Raw genomic sequence first — 22,583 nt, 5'->3', positions numbered from 1 at the left:
CGTCCTTGTTAAGCATTCTTGGCGGCAAGCCCGCGCGCCTTGCCTGCCGACTGCAGGAAGGCACGGGCGATGTCGAAGAACTCGGGCACGTCGAGCAGGAACGCGTCGTGACCGCGATCGGTCTCGATCTCGGCGAACGACACCCGCGCACTCGACGCATTCAGCGCGTGCACCAGCGCGCGCGATTCCGAGGTCGGGAACAGCCAGTCGCTGGTGAAGGAGACCACGCAGAAGCGGGTCTGGATTCCCGCGAACGCCTTCGCCAGCACGCCGCCATGGTCGCCGGCAATGTCGAAATAGTCCATCGCGCGGGTCAGATAGAGATAGGAGTTCGCGTCGAAGCGCTCGACGAAGGACGAGCCCTGGTAGCGCAGATAGGACTCGACCTGGAAGTCGGCGTCGAACGAGAAGGTCGGCAGCTCGCGGTCCTGCATGCGCCGTCCGAATTTTCGATGCAGCGCGGCGTCCGAGAGATAGGTGATGTGCGCCGCCATCCGCGCGACAGCGAGCCCGCGATGCGGATGAATACCGTGGTCGGCATAGCCGCCATGGTGCCAGTCGGGATCGGCCATCACCGCCTGACGGCCAAGCTCGTGGAACGCGATGTTCTGCGCCGAATGTCGTGTCGAGCAGGCGATCGCCAGCGCGGAGAACACGCGGCTCGGATACGCCGCAGTCCATTGCAGCACTTGCATGCCGCCCATCGAGCCGCCGACGACCGCGAACAGCGTGTCGATGCCGAGCCGATCGATCAGCATCGCCTGCGCGCGCACCATGTCGGGGATGGTGATGACGGGGAAATCGAGACCCCAAACCTTGCCGGTCGCGGGATTGATCGATGCCGGACCGGTCGAGCCCATGCAGCCGCCGATCACGTTGGAGCAGATGATAAAATACTCGCGGGGATCGAGCGGTCGACCGGGGCCGACCAGGGTCTCCCACCAGCCGGGCTTGCCGGTGACAGGGTGCACATTGGCGACGTGCTGGTCGCCGGTCAGCGCATGGCAGATCAGGATCGCGTTGGAGCGATCGGCATTCAGTTCGCCGTAAGTCTGGTAGGCGATCTGGAACGGGCTGAGATCGACACCGCAATCCAGCCGCAGCGGCTGCTCCGTGCCGAACTGCGCGACCTGCGAGCTCGGATGATCCACCTCGTGCGACCGCTCGTCGGCGGTGATCGCGGGACTCGGAATTGACTGGACGCCAACCATCTGACCATCGACCTCGTTTGCGATCGTCGTGGTGACCGCATTGACATCAGGCCATGAAAAACCCGGCCTGAACGATAGGTTCGGCCGGGATCGAAAGGGTCCCCGGCCTGTTTAGCGAGTTTTTTAACGTGGCTGCAAGCCGGCCGGCTCAAATGACCACGGAACGGGTAAAAACTACCGTCTTGGACGGTTTTCGTCAAGTCGCGGCCCGGATCGACCAAATTCACCTGTCGAGACGCGGGCGGAACGGCCCCGATTTGCCTTTGCATTTCTCTTTGCTTTCGCAGCCCCGACTGCCTAATCAGGCATTCATCACAGCGGTGACGGCTCGCCTGATCCGCATTGGAACGCCTCTCAACAACCCTGTCAGACATGTCCCAACGTCCGCCCGCGCCACCATCGCTCCAGGAATTGCGCAAGGAGATCGACGCGATCGACGAGGGCATGCATCGCCTGTTGATGCAGCGCGGCGACATCATCGACCGCCTGATCCAGGTGAAGCAGACCCAGGAGGTCGGCTCGGCGTTTCGGCCTGCGCGTGAGGCCGCCATGATGCGCGACCTCGTGCAGCGTCATCGCGGCATCCTGCCGCTCGACACCGTCGAGAGCATCTGGCGCGTCATCATCGCGACCTTCACCTATGTCCAGGCGCCGTTCTCGGTCCATGCCGACATCTCTGCGAGCGAGCCGGCGATGCGCGATTCCGTGCGCTTCCATTTCGGATTCACCGTGCCTTACGTCGCGCATTTCAGCGCGCAAGCGGCGGTCGAGGCCGTCGCGAAATCCAAGGGCGACCTCGCGCTGGTCTCGGCGACCTCCAGCCGCACACCATGGTGGCTGGAGCTCGAGGCAGAAGGTGCGCCAAAGATCATCGCGCGGCTGCCGTTCGTCGAGCGCGCCGACCATCCGGCGGCGTTGCCCGTGTTCGCGGTCTCGCGCGTCGCCGACAGCGCGCTTGTGACGGAGGTCGAGACCTTCAGCGTGCGCGTGTCGGGGTGGAACGCCGAGGTCGCGCGCGCCCTGTCGCCGCTCGCCGAGATCGTGGCCGTGCCCGATACCGCCTTCGACGGCGCCGCGCTGCTGGTCTCGGTCACCGCGACGAGCAGCCTCGACAAAATCAAGGCTGCCCTGATCGAGGCGGGGGCCTCGGTGCGCTCCACGGCCCTCGTCGGCAGCCACGCAACGCGCTATACGGTGCCCCCGACCGGGTCGAAATCGTAAGTCGCGAACCGCCTGCCATTCCGGAGTTGAAGATGTCCCGCCCTGTGCCGAATCCCGGCATTCTCGATATTGCGCCCTACACGCCCGGCAAGACTCCGGTGGCAGAGCCCGGCCGCAAGGTGTTCAAGCTCTCGGCCAACGAGACGCCGTTCGGGCCCTCGCCGAAGGCGATCGAGGCGTTCAAGCACGTTGCGGATCATCTGGAAGACTATCCGGAAGGAACCTCGCGCGTGCTGCGCGAAGCGATCGGGCGCACCTTCGGGCTCGATCCCAACCGCATCATCTGCGGCGCCGGCTCGGACGAGATCCTCAATCTGCTCGCCCACACCTATCTCAGCCACGGCGACGAGGCGATCTCGACCACGCACGGCTTCCTGGTCTACCCGATCGCAACCATGGCGGTCGGCGCGAAGAATGTCGTCGCGGCCGAGAAGAACCTCACCTGCGATGTCGACGCCATCCTCAAGGCGGTGACGCCGAAGACAAAGCTGGTCTGGCTCGCCAATCCCAACAATCCGACCGGCACCTATGTGCCGTTCGATGAGGTCAAGCGCCTGCGCGCCGGCCTGCCCTCGCACGTGCTGCTGGTGCTGGACGCAGCCTATTGCGACTACGTCTCGCGTAACGATTACGAGATGGGGATCGAGCTGGTGGCGACGACCGAGAACACGGTCGTGACCCACACCTTCTCCAAGATCCATGGTCTCGCGGCGCTGCGCATCGGCTGGATGTTCGGCCCCGAGCACATCATCGACGCGGTCAACCGCATCCGCGGTCCCTTCAACGTGTCGACGCCGGCGATGTACGCTGCCGTTGCCGCGATCGAGGATACCGCGCACCAGGCCATGTCGAAACAGTTCACCGAAACCTGGCGCAACTGGCTCGCCGAGGAGATCGGCAAGCTCGGGCTGAAGGTGACGCCGAGCGTCGCCAATTTCGTGCTGATCCACTTCCCGACCGAGGGCAAGACCTCGGACGCAGCCGACGCCTTCCTCACCAGGCGCGGGCTGGTGCTGCGCGGCTTGAAGAACTACGGCCTGCCGCATTCGCTGCGCATGACCATCGGCACCGAGGAGGCCAACCGCCTCGTCGTCGAGGGCCTGCGCGACTTCATGGCCGGACGATGAGCGCGACCGCGCACTTCCAGCGCGTCGCGCTGATCGGCTTCGGCCTGATCGGCGGCTCGATCGCGCGCGCTGCGAAGCTCCAGGGCCTGGCTGGCGAGATCGTCACCACCGCGCGCTCGGAGAAGACGCGCGCACGCGTGATGGTGCTCGGCATCGTCGATCAGGTCGTGGCGACCAATGCGGAAGCCGTGAAGGACGCCGATCTCGTCATTCTCTGCATTCCCGTCGGCGCCTGCGGGCCGGTGGCGCAGGAGATCGCCGCGCACCTCAAGCCCGGTGCGATCATCTCCGACGTAGGCTCGGTCAAGGGCGCCATCGTCAGGGATATGGCGCCGCATCTGCCGAACGGCATCCATTTCGTGCCGGCGCATCCCGTCGCGGGCACCGAGCATTCGGGCCCCGATTCAGGCTTCGCCGAGCTCTTCATCAACCGCTGGTGCATCCTCACCCCGCCGGAGGGCGTCGATGCGGCTGCTACCGACCGCCTGCGCGCGTTCTGGGCTGCGATGGGCGCCAAGGTCGAGATCATGACGCCGGATCATCATGATCTCGTGCTCGCGATCACCAGCCATCTGCCGCATCTGATCGCCTACACCATCGTCGGCACCGCCGACGAGCTGGCGCAGGTGACGGAATCGGAAGTCATCAAATTCTCCGCCGGCGGCTTTCGCGATTTCACGCGCATCGCCGCCTCCGATCCGACGATGTGGCGCGACGTCTTCCTCGCCAACAAGGAAGCCGTGCTGGAGATGCTCGGCACCTTTACCGAGGATCTGGCAAAGCTCACCCGCGCAATCCGCCGCGGCGACGGCGAGGCGCTGTTCGACCACTTCACCCGCACCCGCGCCATCCGCCGCGGCATCGTCGAAATCGGCCAGGACTCTGCCGCGCCCGACTTCGGCCGGCCGCATGCGGCGCTGAAGAAGCCGTAGCCACCCCTCTCACCTCCGTCATTGCGAGGAGCGCAGCGACGAAGCAATCCAGACTGTCTCCGAAGAGAAAGTCTGGATTGCTTCGCTTCGCTCGCAATGACGGAGCAATCAATACAGCGGCGGGATCTGGCCGACCTTGACCGGGCCGAGCAGCACATTGCCGTCGACGAACTTCAGCGGGAAGCTGCGGGCCTTCTTGCCTTCCAGCGTGCTCTCGGTTCCGATCGAATTGATGCCGGCGGCAACGCCGGCATTGGCGTTCTGCTTGATGACCTTGCTGAGGCCGGGAACGGCGCGGTCGAGCGCGCCGAACAGATTGTTGAGGTCCTGCGACTTCACGCCGGGCGCGACGCGATCGAGGGTTGCCTGCGGCACTCCCTCCTCCAGCATCTTCTCGATGCCGAGCGCGGGGATCACGCGCTCGAGCCCCGTCACCGTCATCTGCAACTCGCCGTCGAGACGGCCGTTAGCCGAGAGCCCGAGCGTGCCGGCCGCGACAGCAATCATCTCGCCCTGCTGGATGCGGGACTGCACGATCTCGATATGGCCGCCGGCGGCCTGGATCTCGCGGAAGCGCTGCGGCCACGGCTTTGGCGTGAGGTCGGACAGTCCGGTGATCTTCGCCCGCGTGTCGGCCTCGAACGGCTCGGCGAGCAGCGGATGTACGCCCTGGATGCTGCCCTGCGCGATCTGGAGCACGGTCTCGATCACGGGATGATCGGACGGCGATCCATCCGCAAGGCGTCCATGCAGCTCGACCTGTTTCGCGCGCGCGAGCGGCACCTGCACGCTGCCGTCAACACGATTGACGGTGGGCTCCTCGAACACGATGGAGGCGCGCTCCGGCACGGCGGGCAAGCCGACCACGCTGCTGCGGCCCTTGCTCCAGTTCACGACGAAGGTGTTTTGCGTGACGCCGTCAGTGAGCGTCGCGGGTGCGGTGAATTCGGCGATGACGCGCTTGGGATCGTAGACCTGGGCGAGGACCAGGATGTTGTCGAGCTTCGCCGTGAACGGCGTCTTGCTGGCGTTCTGCGACACCAGGGCGACGCTGGCGCCGGAACACTGGACCTCGAAGCGGAAGGGGAAGCCCGCGATCGAGCGCTTGGCGCAATCATAGATACGGCCGGATTTGGCCTCCTGCGCGCGCCAGGCGTCGGCGGCGATTTCGGCCTGCGACGCCGCATAGAACCAGAAGCCGCTCCACGCCACCGCGAGGATCAGGAGGATGACAGGGGCGATGAAAAGGCCCCAACGGGAGCGCCGGCCTGCGGCAACGGTCATATCGGACATGCGGCGACCCTTTGACCCCTGATTTTGTCAAATGTAAGCGAGCTTGGCTTGCTCCGAAAGGCGGAGAATTCGCTTCGTTTGGGGGCGCGGTTCTGGTAGCCGTGCCCGAAATGTCGGAAATCACCCTCCCCTCCGTCACCACTGCCAAGGGCGACCTCTGGGTGTTCGGCTACGGCTCGCTGATGTGGCGGCCGGGCTTCGAATTCGAGGAGCGCGTCCCGGCGCGGCTGGTCGGCGAGCATCGCGCGCTCTGTGTCTATTCCTTCGTGCATCGTGGCACGCCGGAGAAGCCGGGTCTGGTGCTCGGCCTCGACCGCGGCGGCGCCTGCCGCGGCATCGCCTTCCGCGTCGCCGAAAAGAACCGCGCCGACGTCGTCGCCTATTTGCGCGCGCGCGAGCAGGTGACGTCGGTCTATCGCGAAGTCATGCGCTCGGTGTGGCTGGAGAACGACGCGCGGCAGCGCGTCTCCGCGCTCGCCTATGTCGTCGACCGCGGCCATGTGCAATATGCGGGCCGGCTGTCGCTCGCCGACCAGCATCGCCACGTGCTCCAGGGCCACGGCCAGTCCGGCGCCAACCGCGACTACGTGACCGCGACGGTGAAGGCGATCGAGGCCGAAGGTTTTCGCGATGCGCCGCTGCATCAGCTCGCCACGATGCTGCATGGTGATGCGCATTCTCAGCACGCGCCGGCCCCAGTGGACGATCGGGAAAACCGCTAGCTCTCGGACGGCGCATAGCTCGGCGCCGAGCCGATCAGCTGCTCCTGCTCCCTGCGGCCCGCTTCGACGAGGCGGCCGGTCGCGTCTTCGATCGCCGTTTGCACACGGGAGAGAAACTCGTCCTTGGGCAAGCCTGGCGGCAGCGGATCGAGGAATTCCACCACCAGCGTGCCGGGATAGCGCATGAAGGTGCGGCGCGGCCAGAACAGGCCGGAATTGAGCGCGATCGGCAGGCACTGCGCGCCGCAGGACGAGTAGATCTGCGCGAAGCCGCTCTTGTAGTCCGGTGGCGCGCCCGGGGCACGGCGCGTGCCTTCGGGAAAGATCACGAGCTGCCCGCCGCTGCGCACCGCCTCACGGGCCCGCCGCGTCATGTCCAGCAGCGCCTTGACGCCGGCGTTGCGGTCGATCGCGATCATCCCGGTCTTGACCAGGAACTGACCGAACACCGGGATCTGCATGAGCTGACGCTTGAGGATGAAAATCGGACGGTCGAAAAAACCCGGCAGGACGAACGTCTCCCAGAACGACTGGTGCTTCGCCACGACGACCAATGGCCCCGTCGGAATCTTTTCGAGGCCGCGGAATTCCACCTTGATGTTGCAGACCGCCCGCATCAGAAACAGCGTCGCCTTTGCCCACCATTGCGCGACCGTGAGCATGGCGCGCGGCGGCAATGCGAAGGTCGGCAGCGCCACGATCGCGAGGCACACCAGCACGGTGTAGAACAGCACGTTGAACACGAGCGATCGCAGGAAAATCAAGAACATCGATGATCCGATCAATTGCCGATCAATTGGCCTGTGCGGTGGCGGGCCGCTTCGGTTGAAGCCCGGGAGGCTGCTCCGACATCTCGGGCGAAAGGTCAATCCCGAAATCCTCCAGCCGCACCCTGAGCTCGGCCGCGATGTACTTGACATATTCCGACAGCAGCAGCCGCAAGGTGGACGCCGAGGTCCACCACGGCTCCTCGCGCCATTTGTCGCCGACCACCACGAACGGGATCAGTGTCGTCTCCGGCATCGCATGCGAGAATTCCACCAGCGCGCGCGGCATGTGATAGTTCGAGGTCACCACGATCAGCGATTTGAAGCCGCGCCCCGCGGCCCAGCGCCGCGCTTCCGCGGCATTGCCGCGGGTCGAGACCGCGGTGCGGTCGAGATCGACGCAGCAACGCATGAAGGACTGGTTCTCCGGCAACGTCCGCGAGATGTCGCTCGCCGTCGAGGTCGGGTGCACGCCGGAGATCAGGAGCCTCCTGCCGTAGCCGGCAGCGAGCAGCTCCATCGCATCCGACACCCGCGATGAGCCGCCGGTCAGCACCACGATGCCGTCCGCCCTGCGGTCCGGCGCGATCTCGGCACCGCGCAATTGCGACAGAAACGCAATGAAGCCCGCCGCCGCGCCGACGAAGGCGAGCGCAATCGTCGACATCACGGCCGCGCGCAGCCAGCCGCGCGGCAGTTTCGGCGATCGATCGTCGGTCGGCGCGGTCATGCGATGTCGGTGATCCCTTCCCAGAGGCGATTTTAGGACGTTTTGAGGCGAAGTGGAGTCCGGTCTGTCGGCCTCAATCGACATCATTCAGCGTCGCGAACAACGTCTGGCGCGAGGCGACTGCGGTGATGGCGCCGATCAGCACGGCCTGCACCGCAAGCACGATGTAGCCGGACGGCCGCAGCGAGAAGGTACCGAGCAGCGCGGCGAACTGGTCGCCGACGGGGGTGCCGGAAAACCAGCCTGCAATCGACTCGGAGAAGCCGAATACCAGCATGGCGGCGCCGCCGCCGATCACGCCGCCCTCCAGCCCCAGCCTGAGGAAATGACGCAGGAAGCGGTTGGCAATGTAGCGGTCGCCGGCGCCGACGAAATGCAGCACCTCGACGATCGGACGGTTCGCCGCCATGGCGCCGCGGGTCGCGAACGACACCGAGATGATGGTGGCGACGATGACGAGCGCGAGGATGCCGAGGCCGGCGAGCACGGTGGCGTTGGTCATCGAGCGCATGCGCTCGATCCAGGCGCGGTGATCGTCGACGCTGGCGCTTGGCGCCACCTGGGTCACGCGGGCGCGCAAGGCGACGAGATCGAGCGCCGTGCCGGGCTGCACGCGCGCGATGATCATGCGCGGCACCGGCAGATCGTCCATCGACAGGCCGGTGCCGAGCCAGGGCTCGAGCAGCTTGCCGCTCTCGTCCTTGGTGAACGGCTTGACCTCGACGATGCCGGCTTGCGCGCGCATGGCCTCGGTCACCGCCGCGGTGTCGCGTTCGAGATCGCGGCCCGTCTGCGGGCGGACCTGGATGGTGATCTCGCTCGCGACGTCCGACTGCCATTCGGCGGCGGAGGCGCTCACCAGCAGTACCGTGCCGGTCGTCATCGAAGCCAGGAAGGTCATGATGGCAACGACGGCGACCAGCGCGCGGCCGTGGATCGAGGCGCGCGGCACGATCGGCGACATGTTGCGCGCCCGGGCCGGAAGCGGCGGCCCCTCCTGTCCGAGATCGACCAGCACGCCGCGTTCGTCGGGCCTACTCATAGACGTGCAGCCGTCCCTGGTGCAGCACGAAGCGTCGCGCCTCGTACTGGTCCATCAGGGCGATATCGTGGGTGGCGATGATGACGGCCGTGCCTGACTTGTTGAGCTCGATGAACAGCCGCAGCAGGCGGCGACCGAGCGTCGGATCGACGCTGCCGGTCGGCTCGTCGGCCAGCAGCAGCTGCGGCCGCGAGATCACGGCGCGGGCGATCGCCGCGCGCTGCTTTTCGCCGCCGGACAGGATCGGCGGCAGCGCGTCCATGCGCTCGCCGAGCCCGACCCATTTCAGGAGGTCGATGACCTCCTTGCGGTAGCTCGATTCGCTGCGGCCCATGACGCGGAACGGCAGCGCGACGTTCTCATAGGTGGTCATGTGGTCGAGCAGACGGAAATCCTGGAGCACGATGCCGATGCGCTTGCGCAAGTTTGCGATCTCGTCCTTGCCGAGCTGCGAGATGTCGTGACCGAACAAATTGACGAGGCCCCGCGTCGGGCGATGCGACAGGAACAACAGGCGCAGCAACGAGGTCTTGCCGGCGCCGGACGGGCCGGTGAGAAACTGGAAGGAATGCGCCGGGATCTGGAAGTTGAGGTCGCGCAAGACCTCGGGCCCCAGGCCGTAACGCAATCCGACATTTTCGAACCGAACCAAGCTCAGCTCCGTTCGAGAGAGGCCGCGGGCCGCACGGCTGTGCTCCGCCACACGCGATCAGCGGGTTTTGCGGCCGTTATGGTTTCCGGTTCGTTAACGGTCGTCCTGTAGCATAATTGGTAGCATCTTTCCCCCTCGGTTCTCCGCGACCGTGTCACCGTCAAGACTTGTCCATGCATCAAGGCTCGTCCATGCATATCGTCTGCCCTCATTGTACGACATCCTATGCCATCAAGCCCGCGAGCCTTGGGGCGAACGGCCGGACCGTGCGCTGTTCCCGCTGCAAGGAAACCTGGGTCGCCCATGCCGAGGATGCCATCGAGGAGGCATCTGTCCCGGCTATGGCTGCGGCCAGCCGGGCCGACGACCAGTCCGATCTCGCCGAGCAGTGGAACTCATATGCCCAAGACGACGGCGCCACTGAGGCGCCTGTCGTTGACAGCCCCTCGATCGCCAGCGACTGGCCGGACCAGGAAGCCGGGGACACCGAGGACGAATGGTCCGCGGCCGCCCGGTCCGCCGAGGAGGAAGTCGTCGGCGAACAGCACCAATCCTGGTTCCGCGGCCTGTTCGGCCGCCGCCGCGGCGCCCGGGTGCGCCGTCCGGTCGCCAAGGCGGCCCCGCGAAAATCCCAGTTCGGCCTGCCGACCGCCTGCGCCGCCATGGGCTCGCTGGTGCTGGCGCTGGTGATCTGGCGCGGCGACATGGTGCGGCTGCTGCCCCAGACGGCCGCCTTCTACCGAATGGTCGGCCTCGAAGTGAACCTGCGCGCACTGGCCTTCAAGGACGTCAAGCTCTCCAGCGAGACCGTGGACGGTAAGCAGGTGCTGGTGATCGAGGGCGTGATCGTGGGCCAGGGCAAGAAGCCACTCGACATTCCCCGGTTGCGCTTCGCGGTGCGCGACGCGCAAGGCGCGGAAATCTACGCCTGGAACGCCGTTCTGGAACAGACCGTGCTACAGCCCGGCGAGCGCGCCTTCTTCCGCTCACGCCTGGCCTCGCCGCCGCCGGAAGGCCGCAATATCGACGTTCGCTTCTTCAACCGGCGCGACATCGCCGGCGGCAGCGTATAGTCGATCTCGCAGGTCTCGCAGGCAAAGCTGGTGGCGAGATTGATCCCAAGGTTGGTCTCATGTCCAAAATCCTGATCGCCGACGACGAGGATTCGATGCGCCAGCTGGTGGCGCGGGCGATCGCCATGGACGGCCACGAGATCGTCACCGCGCAAGACGGCGCCGAGGCGCTGGAGATCCTCACTCGCGCGGACGGCGCATTCGACCTGCTGCTCACCGACATCCAGATGCCGGTGATGGATGGCATCGCGCTGGCGCTTTCCGTCGCACGCGATTTCCCCGATTTGACCATTCTGCTGATGACCGGCTTTGCCGACCAGCGCGAGCGCGCCTCAAACCTCAATGCGCTGGTGCATGACGTCGTGACCAAGCCGTTTTCGGTCGCCGACATCCGCACCGCGGTGGCAGATGCGCTGGCGGCGAAGAAGGGATAGCCGGCGGAGCGGCCATGTGTTCCACTGTCATGCCCCGGCTTGACCGGGGCATCCAGTACGCCGCGGCCTCTCGATTGAATCACAACCGTCTCGGAGTACTGGATCGCCCGGTCAAGCAGGGCGATGACAGAGAACTCAAAAATCCTTCAGCAGCCGCTCGATGTAGTCGAGTTCGATCTGCGGGCGCGAGCTATCCCCTAGGCGACGGCGCAGCTCCTCGAGGATGCGGCGGACGCGCTGGGCGTCGATCTCGCCGGGGATCTTGACCGTGTAGTCGTCGCTCAGATCGCGGCCGTGAAGGGGGCGGCCGAGCGGATCGGTCTGATTGCCGCCGCTCTGCTGGCGGCCGGCACGGTTGCCGGGACCATCGCCCTGCCCGTCGCCATCGCCCTGCTGCATCGCCTCGGCCATCTTCTGTGCGCCCTTGCGCAAGGCCTCGAGAGCTTTCCCTTGCGAGTCCACGGCACCGTCCGAATTGCCCTCGCCGAGCTGCGAGCCGGCATCGCCCATGGCCCCGTCGGCGGCGTCCAGACTGCCGTCGTCATCGCCCTGGTCGCCGTCCTGATCGCCATCTTGGCCCGGCTGTCCCTGCTCGCCCTGCTGACCCTTTTGCCCCTTCTGGCCCTGGCTCTTCTGGCCCTTTTGCCCCTTCTGCGCGAGGCCGCGCTTGGCGAGCTCGTCCTGCAGCTTCTTCAGGCGATCCCGTAGCGACTGCTGATCCTGCTGCAGGTCCGACATCGACTGGTCGCCCTGCTGCTTGCCGCGCGAGCGCTCACGCCGGGAATCCTGCCCCTGCTTGAAAGTCTTGTCGCGCAATTGCTGCTGCTTGCGGATCATGTCGCTGAGCTCGTTGAGCGCCTGCTCCATGTCGCTGTCGCCGGATTGCCCGGGCTGCGCCATCTGGAGGTTTTCCATGATCTGCGCGAGCTGCTCGAGCATGCGCTGGGCCGCTTCTTTATTGCCTTCGCGCGCCGCCTTCTCGATTTGCTTCAGCAATTCGTCCAGGTCGCGCTGCGTGATGACGGAACGATCGCGATTGGAGGATTGGCTCTTTTCCGTCGCACGCTTGTAGTCCTCGAGCTTCTGAATCGCATCGGATTGATTGTTCAGGCTCTTGCCGGATTCCTTCTGCCTGAGACTGTCGCCGGAATCCTGCATCGCCTTTTCAGCGCCATCGAGCAGGGCATCGACATCCTGATCCTGCTGGGCAGCCACGGGCGAGACGCCTCCCAACAGGAAGGCGAGGCAGGCGATCGAGATCGCCTTCAAGAGTGGCACGCGTGCTAGCTTCCGCATTTACGGTCTCGCGTCGACTGGTTGGCCCCGTCGTTGCCCGCCTTCGCCCGGTTGTTCGCCGACTTGCGATAGGCCTGAAGCTGCTCGCGCAATGCGTCCTGCTGCTTAGCCAGCTCTTCGAGCTGCTCGGGCGTGGCGTTCTGGGTCTTTTGTTTCAGCTCGACGGACTTGTCGAGGATGAGCTGAACCTCTGCCGGGAAAGGCTGCCGCGGTCCAAGCGGATTTTGTTCGGCGCGCCGGGCGAGATCGCGCACCTTGCCGGCCATGGCTTCGCGCAGCTTTTGCGTCAGCGCCTTGATCTCGTCCTCGCTGGCGCCGCGTTCCAGCGCCCGCTTGAGCGCATCCTGCGCCGAGCGCAGCGCGGCGTTGACGCTGCCGGCGACACCGTCGTCCTCGATGGTGACCGCGAACGCCCACATGCTTCCCACCACCTCGCGCAGCGCGTCGTCGGTACGGGCGGTTTCCAGCTGCTGCGCCAGACTGCGCAGGCCGAGATAGCAGCCCGCATCCGGAGTGAACAATTCGGGCGCAATCATCAGCGCATCGAGCGCGGCGTAGACATCCGAATTCTTGTTGGCGTCGAGCGCGAGGATGCGGCGCTGCTCGACCAGCGCGCGAGAGAGCGAGTTGGTAAACAGCCGCTCGGGCAGGCGCATGTTGAAGGGCTCGCTCCTGGCCTCGTTGCCGGCCTCGTCCTTGGCGGTGAGGGTCAGCGTGACGTCGGCGCCGGCATAGGGATCCTCGCTAAGGTCCTTCACCGTCTGGCCGACGCCGTTGCGGGTGCGCGCATTCGGCAGCACGAGCGGGAATTGCGGAGGTTGGAATAGCGGCCGCGCGGCGGCCTTGGTGTCGGCCTCCTTGCTGCCATCCTTGACACCATCTTTGGCATCGGCGGGACGCAGGCCGATTTGCGCGTCGGCGCCGGTGACGCCGTAATCGTCCTCGATCTTGTAGGTGAGCTGGAGTCCGCCCCGGGCCTGCCGCTCGGGATCCTTGGCCAGCGCGATCGTCGGCGCGCGGTCCGCCGTTGCCGCAAACGCCCATTGCGGCTGGCCGGAGGGCGCGCGGACATGCGCGGTGCCGTCGCTACTGATGGCAAAATGCTTCTCGTTGGTGCCCTTGGGCGCGGCTTCGGTAGGCGCGACTTCCTTGAGACCCCCGGAGACGACAACATCAAGGCTGCCGCCGGAGGAGCGAACGATCAGGGTCGAGCCTGCGGGAACGGCAAGCGGGCCGCTGGCCGGCAGCGCCGCTGCCTCCTTGTTCGCGGCCGACAGGATGACCGGCGGCTTGCCGGTGTAGAGCGGCGGCGTAACCCAGGCGTCGACGCGAACATTGGTCGGCGCCAGCATGCCGTTCCAGTGGAAGGCGGCCCCGAGCCGCATCGCACGCTCGTCGCCGGCGGCGAAGAAGGTCGCAACCAGCATCACCATGACCAGCGCGCGCAGCGCCCAGGGATCATGCAGAGCGAGCCGGGGCTTCGGCAGACCGGCGCGAATGCGCTTGATCGAAGCCAGCGTGCGCTCGCGCTGCGCCCGCCACAAGGCCTGCGCAACCGGGTCCTGCGAGCTCAGCGTGTCCGTCAGCGTGGTGGCCGGCCGATGACGGATGCCGGAGCCGCGGTCGAGCCGGGCCAGCGCCTCCTCGCGGCTCGGCCAGCGCAAGCGAGTCAACGGGAACAGGACGACAATCGCGATGCCGGCGAAAACGACGAGCCCGACGGCGCGGGCAATGAACGGCAGCGCCAGCCAGAGGCCGGCCCAGGACACCGCCACGAACAGGCCGACGACAGTGAGAAGTCGCGCCAAATTCGGCCAGGCACGCTCCCACGCGATGGCATAAGTGGCCCGCTGCAGGGCTTGCGCCAGCTTCAGCCGCGACAGAGCGTCGCCATCGCGGATCGGGTCTGACGGGTCGGGGGTGACGCCGTTCAATCAACTCTCCAGGTTGCCCGGTAGAGAAGCGTACCACAACGGCAGCACTGAGGCATCCGTTCCTGTACGGGAGACACCCCTTTTCCCGCATAACACGAGGACGTGACTGGCACGCCGCAACCCCGTAATTTCCGCGCCGCCATCCAAGAAAAACGTAAGAGAAGCAAAGGAAACGCCATGGACAAGAAGATGCACGACAAGGGCCTGGAAGTCCGCAAAGCGGTGCTGGGCGAGGCCTATGTCAACAACGCCCTGAAGACCGTCGACGACTTCAACCGTCCGTTCCAGGAGATGCTCAACGAATATTGCTGGGGCACCGTGTGGGGCCGCGAGGAGCTGCCGCGCAAAACCCGCAGCATGCTCAACATCGCGATGATCGCGATCCTCAATCGTCAGCACGAATTCCGCGCGCATCTGAAGGGCGCACTCACCAACGGCGTCAGCCGCGACGAGATCCGCGAGATCCTGATGCAGGTCGCAATCTATGGCGGCATGCCGGCCGCCGTCGACAGCTTTCGGATCGCGCGCGAGGTGTTCGCGGAGATCGACGGCAAGGCGTGAGCGGTGCCGCCGTGAGGGACGGGAACGCGACGTTCCTCTTCCACGTCATCCTGGCGAAAGCCAGGACCCATAGCCACCGGCAGGTGTGGTTACGGGCACTCGGAGTTGCCACTTCGCGCCACAACCTCTCCCTGGGGTAATGGGTCCTGGCTTTCGCCAGGACGACACCGAGGATGGATGCGCGCCGATCAACAACAACGAATATTCAACACAAGGAAGCACCATGGACATCGGATTCATCGGCCTCGGAAACATGGGTTTCCCGATGGCGCGGCGGCTGATCGAGGCCGGCAACCGGCTCGTCGTGTTCGACACGCGCCAGGAGGTCGTCGACAAGCTGGTGGCGCGCGGCGCCAGTGCGGCGACTTCGCCGAAGGACGTCGCCGACCAGGTCGAGACGGTCATGGCGAGCCTGCCCTCGCTGCAGGCTTCGCTCGCGGTTGCGACGGGGCCGAACGGTGTGATCGAGGGGAGCCGCGTAAAACGCTTCATCGATCTCTCCACCGTCGGTTCGGCGATGGCGGTGAAGATTCACGGCCTGCTCGCCAAGCATGACATCGTGCAGGTCGACTGCCCAGTCTCCGGCGGCGTCGGCGGCGCGGAGAAGGGCACGCTGGCGGTGATGGTCTCGGGGCCGAAGACCGAGTTCGAGCTGCTCAAGCCCGCGCTCGACATCATCGGAAAAGTGTTCTTCATCGGCGAGAAGCCCGGCGCGGCGCAGACTATGAAGCTCGCCAACAATTTCTTGTCGGCCACGGCCATCGTTGCGACCTCGGAAGCGGTGGTGATGGGCGTCAAGGCGGGGCTCGATCCCGTCGTGATGATCGACGTCATCAATGCCGGCTCCGGCATGAACACCGCGAGCCGCGACAAGTTTCCGCGCTCGGTGCTGCCGCGCAGCTTCGACTTCGGCTTCGCCACGGGACTGATGGTGAAGGACGTGCGGCTGGCGCTGGAGGAGATGAAGCAGCTCGGCCTGTCGATGGAGGTCGCGGATGCGGTCGGCCGGTTGTGGGAGACGGTCATCAGCGCGGAAGGCGCCGAATCCGATTTCACCGCGGCGATCAAGCCGATCGAGAAGAAGGCGGGTGTTGTGGTTGGCGGCAGGCCGCCCAGCTAGCACCAACACGAGAACGCAGCGCCGACGACGGGCGCTGCGCTGTCCTCCTTGGATCGATCTGTTACGAGCGGCGTCTGCCAAATTCCAGAAGGTCGATCGGCTGCTCGAGTTGCAGGGAGGCCGAGCCCCCACTGCATTTGATATATTTCTCGTCGCACCTGCGCATGCACCGTCTCTCGCTCGAGCATTTCGCAGAGGTGTTGTTGCAGCTGACCCACGTAATGTCGCACCGCGTGACCCGGGCCGACGCGGCGCCGGACAATCCGATCAGGAAGGCCACGCTGCAAGCTGCGAAAAACATACGAGGCAGGCCGGCGCCGGCGAGTGAATCATTCATTCCAATCTCCTGTGTTGGCCGGGCACGACTGCGCCTGCGGCCGAGTTTTTGACGAAGACGCAGTTCAAGCCTTGGCGAGATAGGGGATCGTGCCGGCCAAGTCCGTATCGTCGATCAACTGGAAGCGGCTTTCGCTGCCGCCCCTGCGCGCTGCCGCGAAGCGGCCGTAGGCGGGATCAGTGACGAAGGACTCCGCCGCTTTCGCCGTGGGAAACGACATGATCGCGATCAGCGACGTATCTAAAGGCGCACCTTCCAGCGTCTTCACATTGCCGCTGCGCGAGAGGTACTTGCCGCCGTGCTTATGCACCAGCTCGTGGACGGACGCTGCGTAGTCCGGCACCCACTTTCCGTCAGTCACTTTGATGTCCGCGATCAGATACGCTGTCATGTCGTGTCTCCTGGCTCGAGTTCAGCTCCGCGTTGATACAACGCGGGCATCACTTGGGTGCCAGAACACGGCGCGGGCTCGCCAGTACGGGAACTGTAGCGGGGCGATACAAATACTGAATGCGCCGCCCTGGATCAGCTCGCCAGCTTGCGTTCCTTGGCGAACGGGCTGAGGCCCAGCCAGCTTTGCATGGCCGCGGCAAGCTGCCGGTCGCCGGTGAGCAGCATGCGCCGGCTTGCGACGGCCGCGCGCACGGTATCGAGTCCCATCCAGATCGCCGTCATGGTGCGCAGATCAACCGACACGTAAAGGTCAACGTCGAAACCGGGATCAATCGAGCAGAGGTCGACACAGTCGTCAGGATCGACGATCAGCCACCACAATCGCTGCGTCGAAGGTAATTCCGGATACGCGAACTGCAGCACGCTGCGGCGGGTCGGCATCGGCGTCGTGTTCAAATTCCGCCGCATGTCCCACATCAACAGCTGGACATCGAGATGCTGAAGCGACAGATCCGACTCGATGCGGCGCTGGCCCCAGATGCCGAACGCCTCGACGATGGGGCCGAGTTCGCGTCCGGCGGCGGTCAGCTGATACTCGATCACGCCGCGCTCGGAAGCCGACGGCTGGCGGATGACGATGCCTGCAGCTTCGAGTTCCTTCAATCGCTGGGAAAGCAGCGCAGGCGACATGCGGGGAACGCCACGGCGCAACTCGTTGAACCGGGTCGAGCCGGCGACGAGTTCACGTAGCAGCACGACGGTCCAGCGCGTGCATAGTACCTCGGCCGCCATCGCGACCGGACAGAACTGCCTGTAGCTGCCGATGGTCATGCGGGCCTCCGTGACAAGCGAAGGCGGAACCTTAGGGCCGATGCGCGCGGCTTCCTAGTTCAGTTTCTGTATCAGCAGCGATTCATTCTCTGAACTGGCCGCGGACCGAGGTGAGCGTCTATTCGACCGGCATTGGCAAGCCGGCCGCCGCAATCGCGGCCCGCCGGACACAGGAGATTACCATGAAGAAATACGATTCAGCGGCTTCCAGATTGCTCGTTTCGGTTCGCAGCGCCGCGATTTGCACCCTCGGCCTGGGCGTCGGCGTCATGCCGGCGTCCGCAGCCAATCTGACAAGGAGCATCGAGGTCAGCAGTGCCGCGGCCGAGGTGTGGTCCGTCATCGGGCCGTTCTGCGCGATCAAGGATTGGCTGCCGCCGGTGGGGCAGTGCATTACGGACGGCAAGTCGCCGCCAACCCGGACGCTCGTCACCAGGGACGGCAAGGCCTCGTTCGTGGAGACGCAGACTGCACGGAGCGACAAAGACTACAGCTATTCCTACGCGTTCCTGTCGAGCCCACTGCCGGTGAGCCAGTACAAGTCGACCATCAAGGTCACGGCAAAGGGTGAAGGCGCGTCGGTGGTGACATGGACCGGCATCTACACGCCCGACCCGGGGCGGGAGAAGGACGCGATCGATGCCCTCGGCGGCGTCTATGATTCCGGCCTCGCCGCGATCAGGGACCGGTTCAAGAAATAGGAATCAATGCAGCGATGGGCGCAGCGGTAGCTGCGCTCATCGTGGACGATTACACAATTACAACCAGGGCGCCGGCGTATCCATCGCGATCAGTTGCTCGACCTCGATGCGCGGACGCACGACCGCGTACTGGTCGCCCTTCACCAGCACTTCGGGCACCAGAGGTCTCGTATTGTAGGTGCCGGCCTGCACTGCGCCGTAGGCGCCGGCGGTCATGATGGCGATGAGGTCGCCGGGCTTTGGCGTCGGCAGCGTGCGATCCAGTGCGAGGTAGTCGCCGGTCTCGCAGACCGGGCCGACGACGTCGGCCATGATGGTCGCGCAGCCCTTCGCAGGCTGCGTCACCGGCAGGATGTCGTGATGGGCCTCGTACAGCGTCGGGCGGATCAGATCGTTCATGGCGGCATCGATGATGACGAAATTCTTGCCGTCGCCGTGCTTCACGTAGATCACCTTGGCGACCAGGATGCCGGCATTGCCGACGATCATGCGGCCCGGCTCGAACATCAGCGTGCAGCCGAGATTATGGCTGACGCGCTTGACCATCGCGGCATAGGCGTCGGGCGCCGGCGGCGCCTCGCGGTCCATGTAATAGGGAATGCCGAGACCGCCGCCGAAATCGACATGCGAGATGTTGTGGCCGTCGGCACGCAGCGTCTGCACGAATTCTGAGAGGATGCGGAACGCGATCTCCATCTTGGAGAGGTCGGTGATCTGGCTGCCGATATGTACGTCGCTACCTGTGACCTCGATGCCCGGCAGCTTTGCGGCGCGGGCATAGACCTCACGGGCATGCGCGATCGGAATGCCGAACTTGTTTTCGGATTTGCCAGTCGAGATCTTTGCGTGCGTGCCGGCATCGACGTCTGGATTGACACGGATCGAGATCCGCGCGGTCTTGCCCGTCTCTGTCGCAAGGCGCGACAGCAGCTCGAGCTCGGGCTCGGATTCGACGTTGAGGCAGAGGATGTCGGCGGCCAGCGCGGCGCGCAGCTCGTCTTCCGTCTTGCCGACGCCGGAGAACAGGATCTTGCTTGCCGGGATGCCGGCGGCCAGCGCGCGCTTCAATTCGCCGCCGGAGACCACGTCCGCGCCGGCCCCAAGCTTGGCCAGCGTGCGCAGCACCGACTGATTGGAGTTCGCCTTCATGGCGTAGCAGACCAGCACCTTCTCGCCGGCGAAAGCGTCAGCGAAAACGCGATAGTGCCGCTCGAGCGTTGCGGTCGAATAGCAATAGAACGGCGTGCCGACGGCTGCGGCCAGCTCGGACAGGTTCACCGCCTCGGCGTGCAGCACGCCGTTGCGATAGTCAAAATGGTTCATGGCGTTGGCTCAGTTGCCCCAGCCTATCGGCTGGGTCTTTCGTCCAGGAGCGGGTCGAGGATAAACGGTTTCTTCCTGCCCTTGGTCGCCGCCGGTGCGGCGTCGGCGCCATAGGTGGGATTGAACACGCTCGGCGTCCTCTGGGCTTCGGTCTCGGTGTCGGTCGGCGGCGCGACGTTGGCCGTGGACGCGCTGGAGGCGGTCGGCGGCAGATCCAGTGGGCCTTTGCGGCCACAGCCGGCAAGCGCGAGCGCCGTCAGGCTCAAGACAATGATGGCCCACCCCGAGCCGGCCGGGCGAAACTTTGACGTCACGACGAAATCCCCACTACGCGCGGCGCACCATACAGAGATTGGCGCGCTCTGGCGAGACCCGGATGGCCATGAAACATAAGCGAAATTTTGCCCCTCAGCCCAATTTTCGCTCTTTTTCCAACCGCTTCAACCAGGCCTTGGCCTGCGACGCCACGTTCTTCGGCGCGGTGCCGCCGAAGCTGGTCCGGCTCTTCACCGACGATTCGACCGAGAGCACGCCGAACACGTCTTTCGTGACCTTCGGCTCGATCGCCTGCATCTCCTTGAGCGGGAGCTCGTGCAGCGCCACGCCGCCCTCGGCGGCTTTCGCGACGATGCGGCCGGTGACGTGATGGGCGTCGCGGAACGGCATCTTCAGCGTCCGCACCAGCCAGTCGGCAAGATCGGTCGCCGTGGCGTAGCCCTCGCCTGCAGCGAGCTTCATCTTCGCTTCATCAGGCACGAGATCGCGGACCATGCCGGTCATGGCGCGGATCGCGAGCGAGAGCGCGGCGAAGCCCTCCATGGCGCCCTGCTTGTCTTCCTGCATGTCCTTTTGATAGGCGAGCGGCAGGCCCTTCATCACGATCAGCAGCCCATTGAGCGCGCCGATGACGCGGCCGGTCTTGGCGCGCACCAGCTCGGCGGCGTCAGGATTGCGCTTCTGCGGCATGATCGAAGATCCCGTGGTGAACTTGTCGCTGAGGCGGATCATGCCGACCAGCGGCGAGGTCCAGATCACGATCTCCTCGGCGAAGCGCGACATGTGCACGGCGCAGATCGAGGCCGCCGACAGCGTCTCCAGCACGAAGTCGCGATCGGAAACCGCATCGAGCGAGTTGGCCATCGGACGATCAAAACCGAGCGCCTTCGCCGTGGCGTGACGGTCGATCGGGAACGAGGTACCGGCGAGCGCGGCAGCTCCGAGCGGGGATTCGTTCAGCCGCTTGCGCGCGTCCTGGAAACGGCCGCGATCGCGCGCGGCCATCTCGACATAGGCGAGCAGATGGTGGCCGAAGGTCACCGGCTGCGCGGTCTGCAGGTGCGTGAAGCCGGGCATGACCGTTCCGGCATGCTCCAGCGCGCGCTCCACCAGCGCCTGCTGGAACGCGGCGAGCGCGGCGTCGGTCTCATCGAGGACATCGCGGACATACAGACGGAAATCGGTCGCGACCTGGTCGTTGCGCGAGCGCGCGGTGTGCAGGCGGCCGGCGGCGGGGCCGATCAGTTCGGACAGCCGGCTCTCCACATTCATGTGAATGTCCTCGAGCGCGCGCTTGAATTCGAAGCCGCCCTTGCCGATTTCTGACAAAATCGTGTCTAGACCCTTGCCGATATTTTTCGCATCAGAGGCCGTGATGATGCCCTGCGTGGCCAGCATCGCGGCGTGGGCCTTGGACGCGGCAATGTCCTGGGCAAAGAGGTGACGATCGACGTCGATGGAGACGTTGATCTCTTCCATGATCTCGTCGGGACGTTCCGAGAACCGGCCGCCCCACATCTTGTTGCTCATGATCCCCTGCTCACGCCCTGCTTGTCGCCGCCGCACGTTTGCTGACGGCTGCCAGCCGTATTAAGAGGCCTCTGATAGCCATATCTGCGACCGGATGACAAACGATATGCTCGACCCCAACGATAGGCTCGACCAACGGACAGCACGGTCGGCCACGCGCCGTATCCCCGTCGTCATCCTCACCGTGGTGGTCGGGGGCCTGGCCGGCTTTGCCGCGCTGTACGGGCTGGGCCTGGGCCGGGCCCCATCCGGCGATCCCGCCTGCCGGGCGGCGGTGAACACCGCACGGAAGATCGCCCCGCTCGCCCATGGCGAGGTGGCGGCGCTGACCATGGCGAGCGCACCGCTAAAGCTGCCGGACCTGGCCTTCGAGGACGCCGACGGCAAGCCGAAGAAGCTGTCGGATTTTCGCGGCAAGACGCTGCTGGTGAACCTCTGGGCCACCTGGTGCGTGCCGTGCCGGAAGGAAATGCCGGCGCTGGACGAGCTCCAGGGCAAGCTTTCGGGCCCGAATTTCGAGGTGGTGGCGATCAATATCGACACCCGCGACCCCGAAAAGCCCAAGACGTTTCTGAAAGAGGCCAATCTTATCAGGCTCGGCTACTTCAATGATCAGAAAGCCAAGGTTTTTCAGGATCTTAAGGCGATAGGCCGGGCTTTGGGCATGCCCACCTCGGTGCTGGTCGATCCCCAAGGCTGCGAGATCGCAACGATCGCGGGGCCGGCGGAATGGGCGAGCGAGGACGCGCTCAAGCTGATCCGGGCTGCGACGGGCAAAGCCGCCGCGTCATTCTAAGCGATGATGTTTTAGGCGGTGACGTTGAGGTTGCCGCCGACGCCGGCGCTGACATTGGCAAGCGAGGGCTGTCCGGCGCCGAGCAGCGTCAGGACGGTGGATTTCTCCGCATCCGCGTTCTGCTTCATCAGCGTCGCCGAGATATTCGACTGCAGCGCGCCTTGCTGAGAGGCCAGCATGCTGCTGACCATCGCCATCATGTCCATTACGCAAACCCTCGTACCGGCCGTAACCTAGAGGCGAGCGGTTAACGGGACATGAATTGTCGCGAAGCGCCGTAA

Annotated in this window: 24 protein-coding genes and 1 riboswitch; of the genes, 10 read left to right on the top strand and 14 right to left on the bottom strand. The window is 65.3% G+C overall.

Going from position 1 to position 22,583, the window contains the following annotated elements; translation table 11 throughout:
- Window positions 1-8: 8 nt before the first annotated feature.
- On the bottom strand, window positions 9-1,211 hold the full coding sequence (gene metX / locus AC0L3P_RS26815) for a homoserine O-acetyltransferase MetX (protein ID WP_354207895.1): 1,203 nt from the start codon (window positions 1,209-1,211) through the stop codon (window positions 9-11).
- Window positions 1,212-1,301: 90 nt separating this feature from the next.
- A riboswitch (SAM riboswitch) is annotated at window positions 1,302-1,381 on the bottom strand.
- Window positions 1,382-1,583: 202 nt separating this feature from the next.
- Here metX and AC0L3P_RS26810 point away from each other — a divergent pair.
- From AC0L3P_RS26810 to AC0L3P_RS26800, 3 genes are read left to right on the top strand one after another with little or no spacing between them, the layout of a single operon-like run.
- A complete protein-coding gene (locus AC0L3P_RS26810; RefSeq protein ID WP_275170944.1) occupies window positions 1,584-2,432 on the top strand; it encodes a chorismate mutase in 849 nt (282 codons plus the stop codon).
- Between the two features lie 32 nt (window positions 2,433-2,464).
- On the top strand, window positions 2,465-3,559 hold the full coding sequence (gene hisC, locus AC0L3P_RS26805; protein ID WP_354061168.1) for a histidinol-phosphate transaminase: 1,095 nt from the start codon (window positions 2,465-2,467) through the stop codon (window positions 3,557-3,559).
- A complete protein-coding gene (locus AC0L3P_RS26800; RefSeq protein ID WP_473306470.1) occupies window positions 3,556-4,491 on the top strand; it encodes a prephenate/arogenate dehydrogenase family protein in 936 nt (311 codons plus the stop codon). The genes hisC and AC0L3P_RS26800 overlap by 4 nt, the downstream gene beginning before the upstream one ends.
- Window positions 4,492-4,599: 108 nt before the next feature.
- Here AC0L3P_RS26800 and AC0L3P_RS26795 read toward each other — a convergent pair whose 3' ends face one another.
- Window positions 4,600-5,784, bottom strand: coding sequence for a DUF2125 domain-containing protein (locus tag AC0L3P_RS26795; protein WP_354207887.1), 1,185 nt, complete (start codon window positions 5,782-5,784; stop codon window positions 4,600-4,602).
- A 110-nt stretch (window positions 5,785-5,894) separates the two neighbouring features.
- On the opposite strand from AC0L3P_RS26795, the gene AC0L3P_RS26790 reads away from it, so the two are divergent.
- Window positions 5,895-6,506, top strand: coding sequence for a gamma-glutamylcyclotransferase (locus AC0L3P_RS26790; protein WP_473306466.1), 612 nt, complete (start codon window positions 5,895-5,897; stop codon window positions 6,504-6,506).
- Here AC0L3P_RS26790 and AC0L3P_RS26785 read toward each other — a convergent pair.
- The 4 genes from AC0L3P_RS26785 to ftsE form a co-directional block, all read right to left on the bottom strand.
- Window positions 6,503-7,276, bottom strand: a complete 774-nt coding sequence (locus tag AC0L3P_RS26785; protein ID WP_275170939.1) for a lysophospholipid acyltransferase family protein — start codon at window positions 7,274-7,276, stop codon at window positions 6,503-6,505. The genes AC0L3P_RS26790 and AC0L3P_RS26785 overlap by 4 nt on opposite strands.
- Before the next feature lie 22 nt (window positions 7,277-7,298).
- Window positions 7,299-8,003 carry a YdcF family protein gene (locus AC0L3P_RS26780; RefSeq protein WP_473306463.1) on the bottom strand — a complete coding sequence of 235 codons (705 nt, stop codon included), beginning with the start codon at window positions 8,001-8,003 and terminating at the stop codon, window positions 7,299-7,301.
- A 73-nt stretch (window positions 8,004-8,076) separates the two neighbouring features.
- Window positions 8,077-9,045, bottom strand: a complete 969-nt coding sequence (locus AC0L3P_RS26775) for a cell division protein FtsX (protein ID WP_354061162.1) — start codon at window positions 9,043-9,045, stop codon at window positions 8,077-8,079.
- Window positions 9,038-9,697 (bottom strand): cell division ATP-binding protein FtsE, encoded by a 660-nt coding sequence (gene ftsE, locus AC0L3P_RS26770; protein ID WP_354061160.1) that lies wholly within the window; start codon window positions 9,695-9,697, stop codon window positions 9,038-9,040. Before ftsE ends, AC0L3P_RS26775 begins: the two co-directional genes overlap by 8 nt.
- A 191-nt stretch (window positions 9,698-9,888) precedes the next feature.
- On the opposite strand from ftsE, the gene AC0L3P_RS26765 reads away from it, so the two are divergent.
- Window positions 9,889-10,770, top strand: a complete 882-nt coding sequence (locus AC0L3P_RS26765) for an MJ0042-type zinc finger domain-containing protein (RefSeq protein ID WP_473306494.1) — start codon at window positions 9,889-9,891, stop codon at window positions 10,768-10,770.
- Between the two features lie 59 nt (window positions 10,771-10,829).
- Window positions 10,830-11,204, top strand: coding sequence for a response regulator (locus tag AC0L3P_RS26760; protein WP_275170935.1), 375 nt, complete (start codon window positions 10,830-10,832; stop codon window positions 11,202-11,204).
- A gap of 135 nt (window positions 11,205-11,339) precedes the next feature.
- On the opposite strand, the gene AC0L3P_RS26755 is transcribed toward AC0L3P_RS26760, so the two are convergent.
- Both AC0L3P_RS26755 and AC0L3P_RS26750 read right to left on the bottom strand, forming a co-directional pair.
- The gene (locus tag AC0L3P_RS26755; RefSeq protein WP_473306460.1) at window positions 11,340-12,500 is read right to left on the bottom strand and encodes a DUF4175 family protein; all 1,161 of its coding nucleotides are present in this window, start codon (window positions 12,498-12,500) and stop codon (window positions 11,340-11,342) included.
- On the bottom strand, window positions 12,488-14,434 hold the full coding sequence (locus tag AC0L3P_RS26750) for a TIGR02302 family protein (RefSeq protein ID WP_473306457.1): 1,947 nt from the start codon (window positions 14,432-14,434) through the stop codon (window positions 12,488-12,490). The genes AC0L3P_RS26755 and AC0L3P_RS26750 overlap by 13 nt, the downstream gene beginning before the upstream one ends.
- A 177-nt stretch (window positions 14,435-14,611) precedes the next feature.
- On the opposite strand from AC0L3P_RS26750, the gene AC0L3P_RS26745 reads away from it, so the two are divergent.
- Entirely contained in the window at window positions 14,612-14,995 is a 384-nt protein-coding gene (locus AC0L3P_RS26745) for a carboxymuconolactone decarboxylase family protein (protein WP_007597318.1), read from the top strand.
- A gap of 223 nt (window positions 14,996-15,218) precedes the next feature.
- Window positions 15,219-16,115, top strand: a complete 897-nt coding sequence (locus tag AC0L3P_RS26740) for an NAD(P)-dependent oxidoreductase (RefSeq protein WP_275170932.1) — start codon at window positions 15,219-15,221, stop codon at window positions 16,113-16,115.
- Window positions 16,116-16,516: 401 nt separating this feature from the next.
- Here AC0L3P_RS26740 and AC0L3P_RS26735 read toward each other — a convergent pair whose 3' ends face one another.
- Window positions 16,517-16,843: a DUF1330 domain-containing protein gene (locus AC0L3P_RS26735; RefSeq protein ID WP_018453248.1), complete on the bottom strand. Its 327-nt coding sequence runs from the start codon at window positions 16,841-16,843 to the stop codon at window positions 16,517-16,519.
- A gap of 134 nt (window positions 16,844-16,977) precedes the next feature.
- Window positions 16,978-17,676 carry a winged helix-turn-helix transcriptional regulator gene (locus tag AC0L3P_RS26730; protein WP_473306454.1) on the bottom strand — a complete coding sequence of 233 codons (699 nt, stop codon included), beginning with the start codon at window positions 17,674-17,676 and terminating at the stop codon, window positions 16,978-16,980.
- Between the two features lie 182 nt (window positions 17,677-17,858).
- Here AC0L3P_RS26730 and AC0L3P_RS26725 point away from each other — a divergent pair, with 182 nt between their 5' ends.
- Window positions 17,859-18,377, top strand: coding sequence for an SRPBCC family protein (locus tag AC0L3P_RS26725; protein WP_354255864.1), 519 nt, complete (start codon window positions 17,859-17,861; stop codon window positions 18,375-18,377).
- Window positions 18,378-18,434: 57 nt separating this feature from the next.
- Here the strand turns inward: AC0L3P_RS26725 and lysA are convergent, their stop codons facing one another.
- From lysA to argH, 3 genes are all read right to left on the bottom strand, one after another.
- A complete protein-coding gene (gene lysA, locus AC0L3P_RS26720) occupies window positions 18,435-19,700 on the bottom strand; it encodes a diaminopimelate decarboxylase (RefSeq protein WP_473306452.1) in 1,266 nt (421 codons plus the stop codon).
- Between the two features lie 23 nt (window positions 19,701-19,723).
- A complete protein-coding gene (gene lptM, locus AC0L3P_RS26715) occupies window positions 19,724-20,014 on the bottom strand; it encodes an LPS translocon maturation chaperone LptM (RefSeq protein ID WP_027514156.1) in 291 nt (96 codons plus the stop codon).
- Between the two features lie 94 nt (window positions 20,015-20,108).
- A complete protein-coding gene (gene argH, locus AC0L3P_RS26710) occupies window positions 20,109-21,506 on the bottom strand; it encodes an argininosuccinate lyase (RefSeq protein WP_473306448.1) in 1,398 nt (465 codons plus the stop codon).
- Window positions 21,507-21,612: 106 nt separating this feature from the next.
- Between argH and tlpA the strand changes: the two genes are divergently transcribed.
- Complete coding sequence (gene tlpA / locus AC0L3P_RS26705) at window positions 21,613-22,302, top strand: thiol:disulfide interchange protein TlpA (protein WP_354062001.1); 690 nt, start codon at window positions 21,613-21,615, stop codon at window positions 22,300-22,302.
- 11 nt (window positions 22,303-22,313) lie between these two features.
- Here tlpA and AC0L3P_RS26700 read toward each other — a convergent pair whose 3' ends face one another.
- Window positions 22,314-22,508 (bottom strand): hypothetical protein, encoded by a 195-nt coding sequence (locus AC0L3P_RS26700; RefSeq protein ID WP_354207865.1) that lies wholly within the window; start codon window positions 22,506-22,508, stop codon window positions 22,314-22,316.
- Between the last annotated feature and the right edge of the window lie 75 nt (window positions 22,509-22,583).

The organism is Bradyrhizobium sp. WSM4874, from assembly GCF_055811835.1.
Note: the sequence above shows the minus strand (reverse complement) of the source record. Positions and strands in the feature narration are given on the sequence as shown.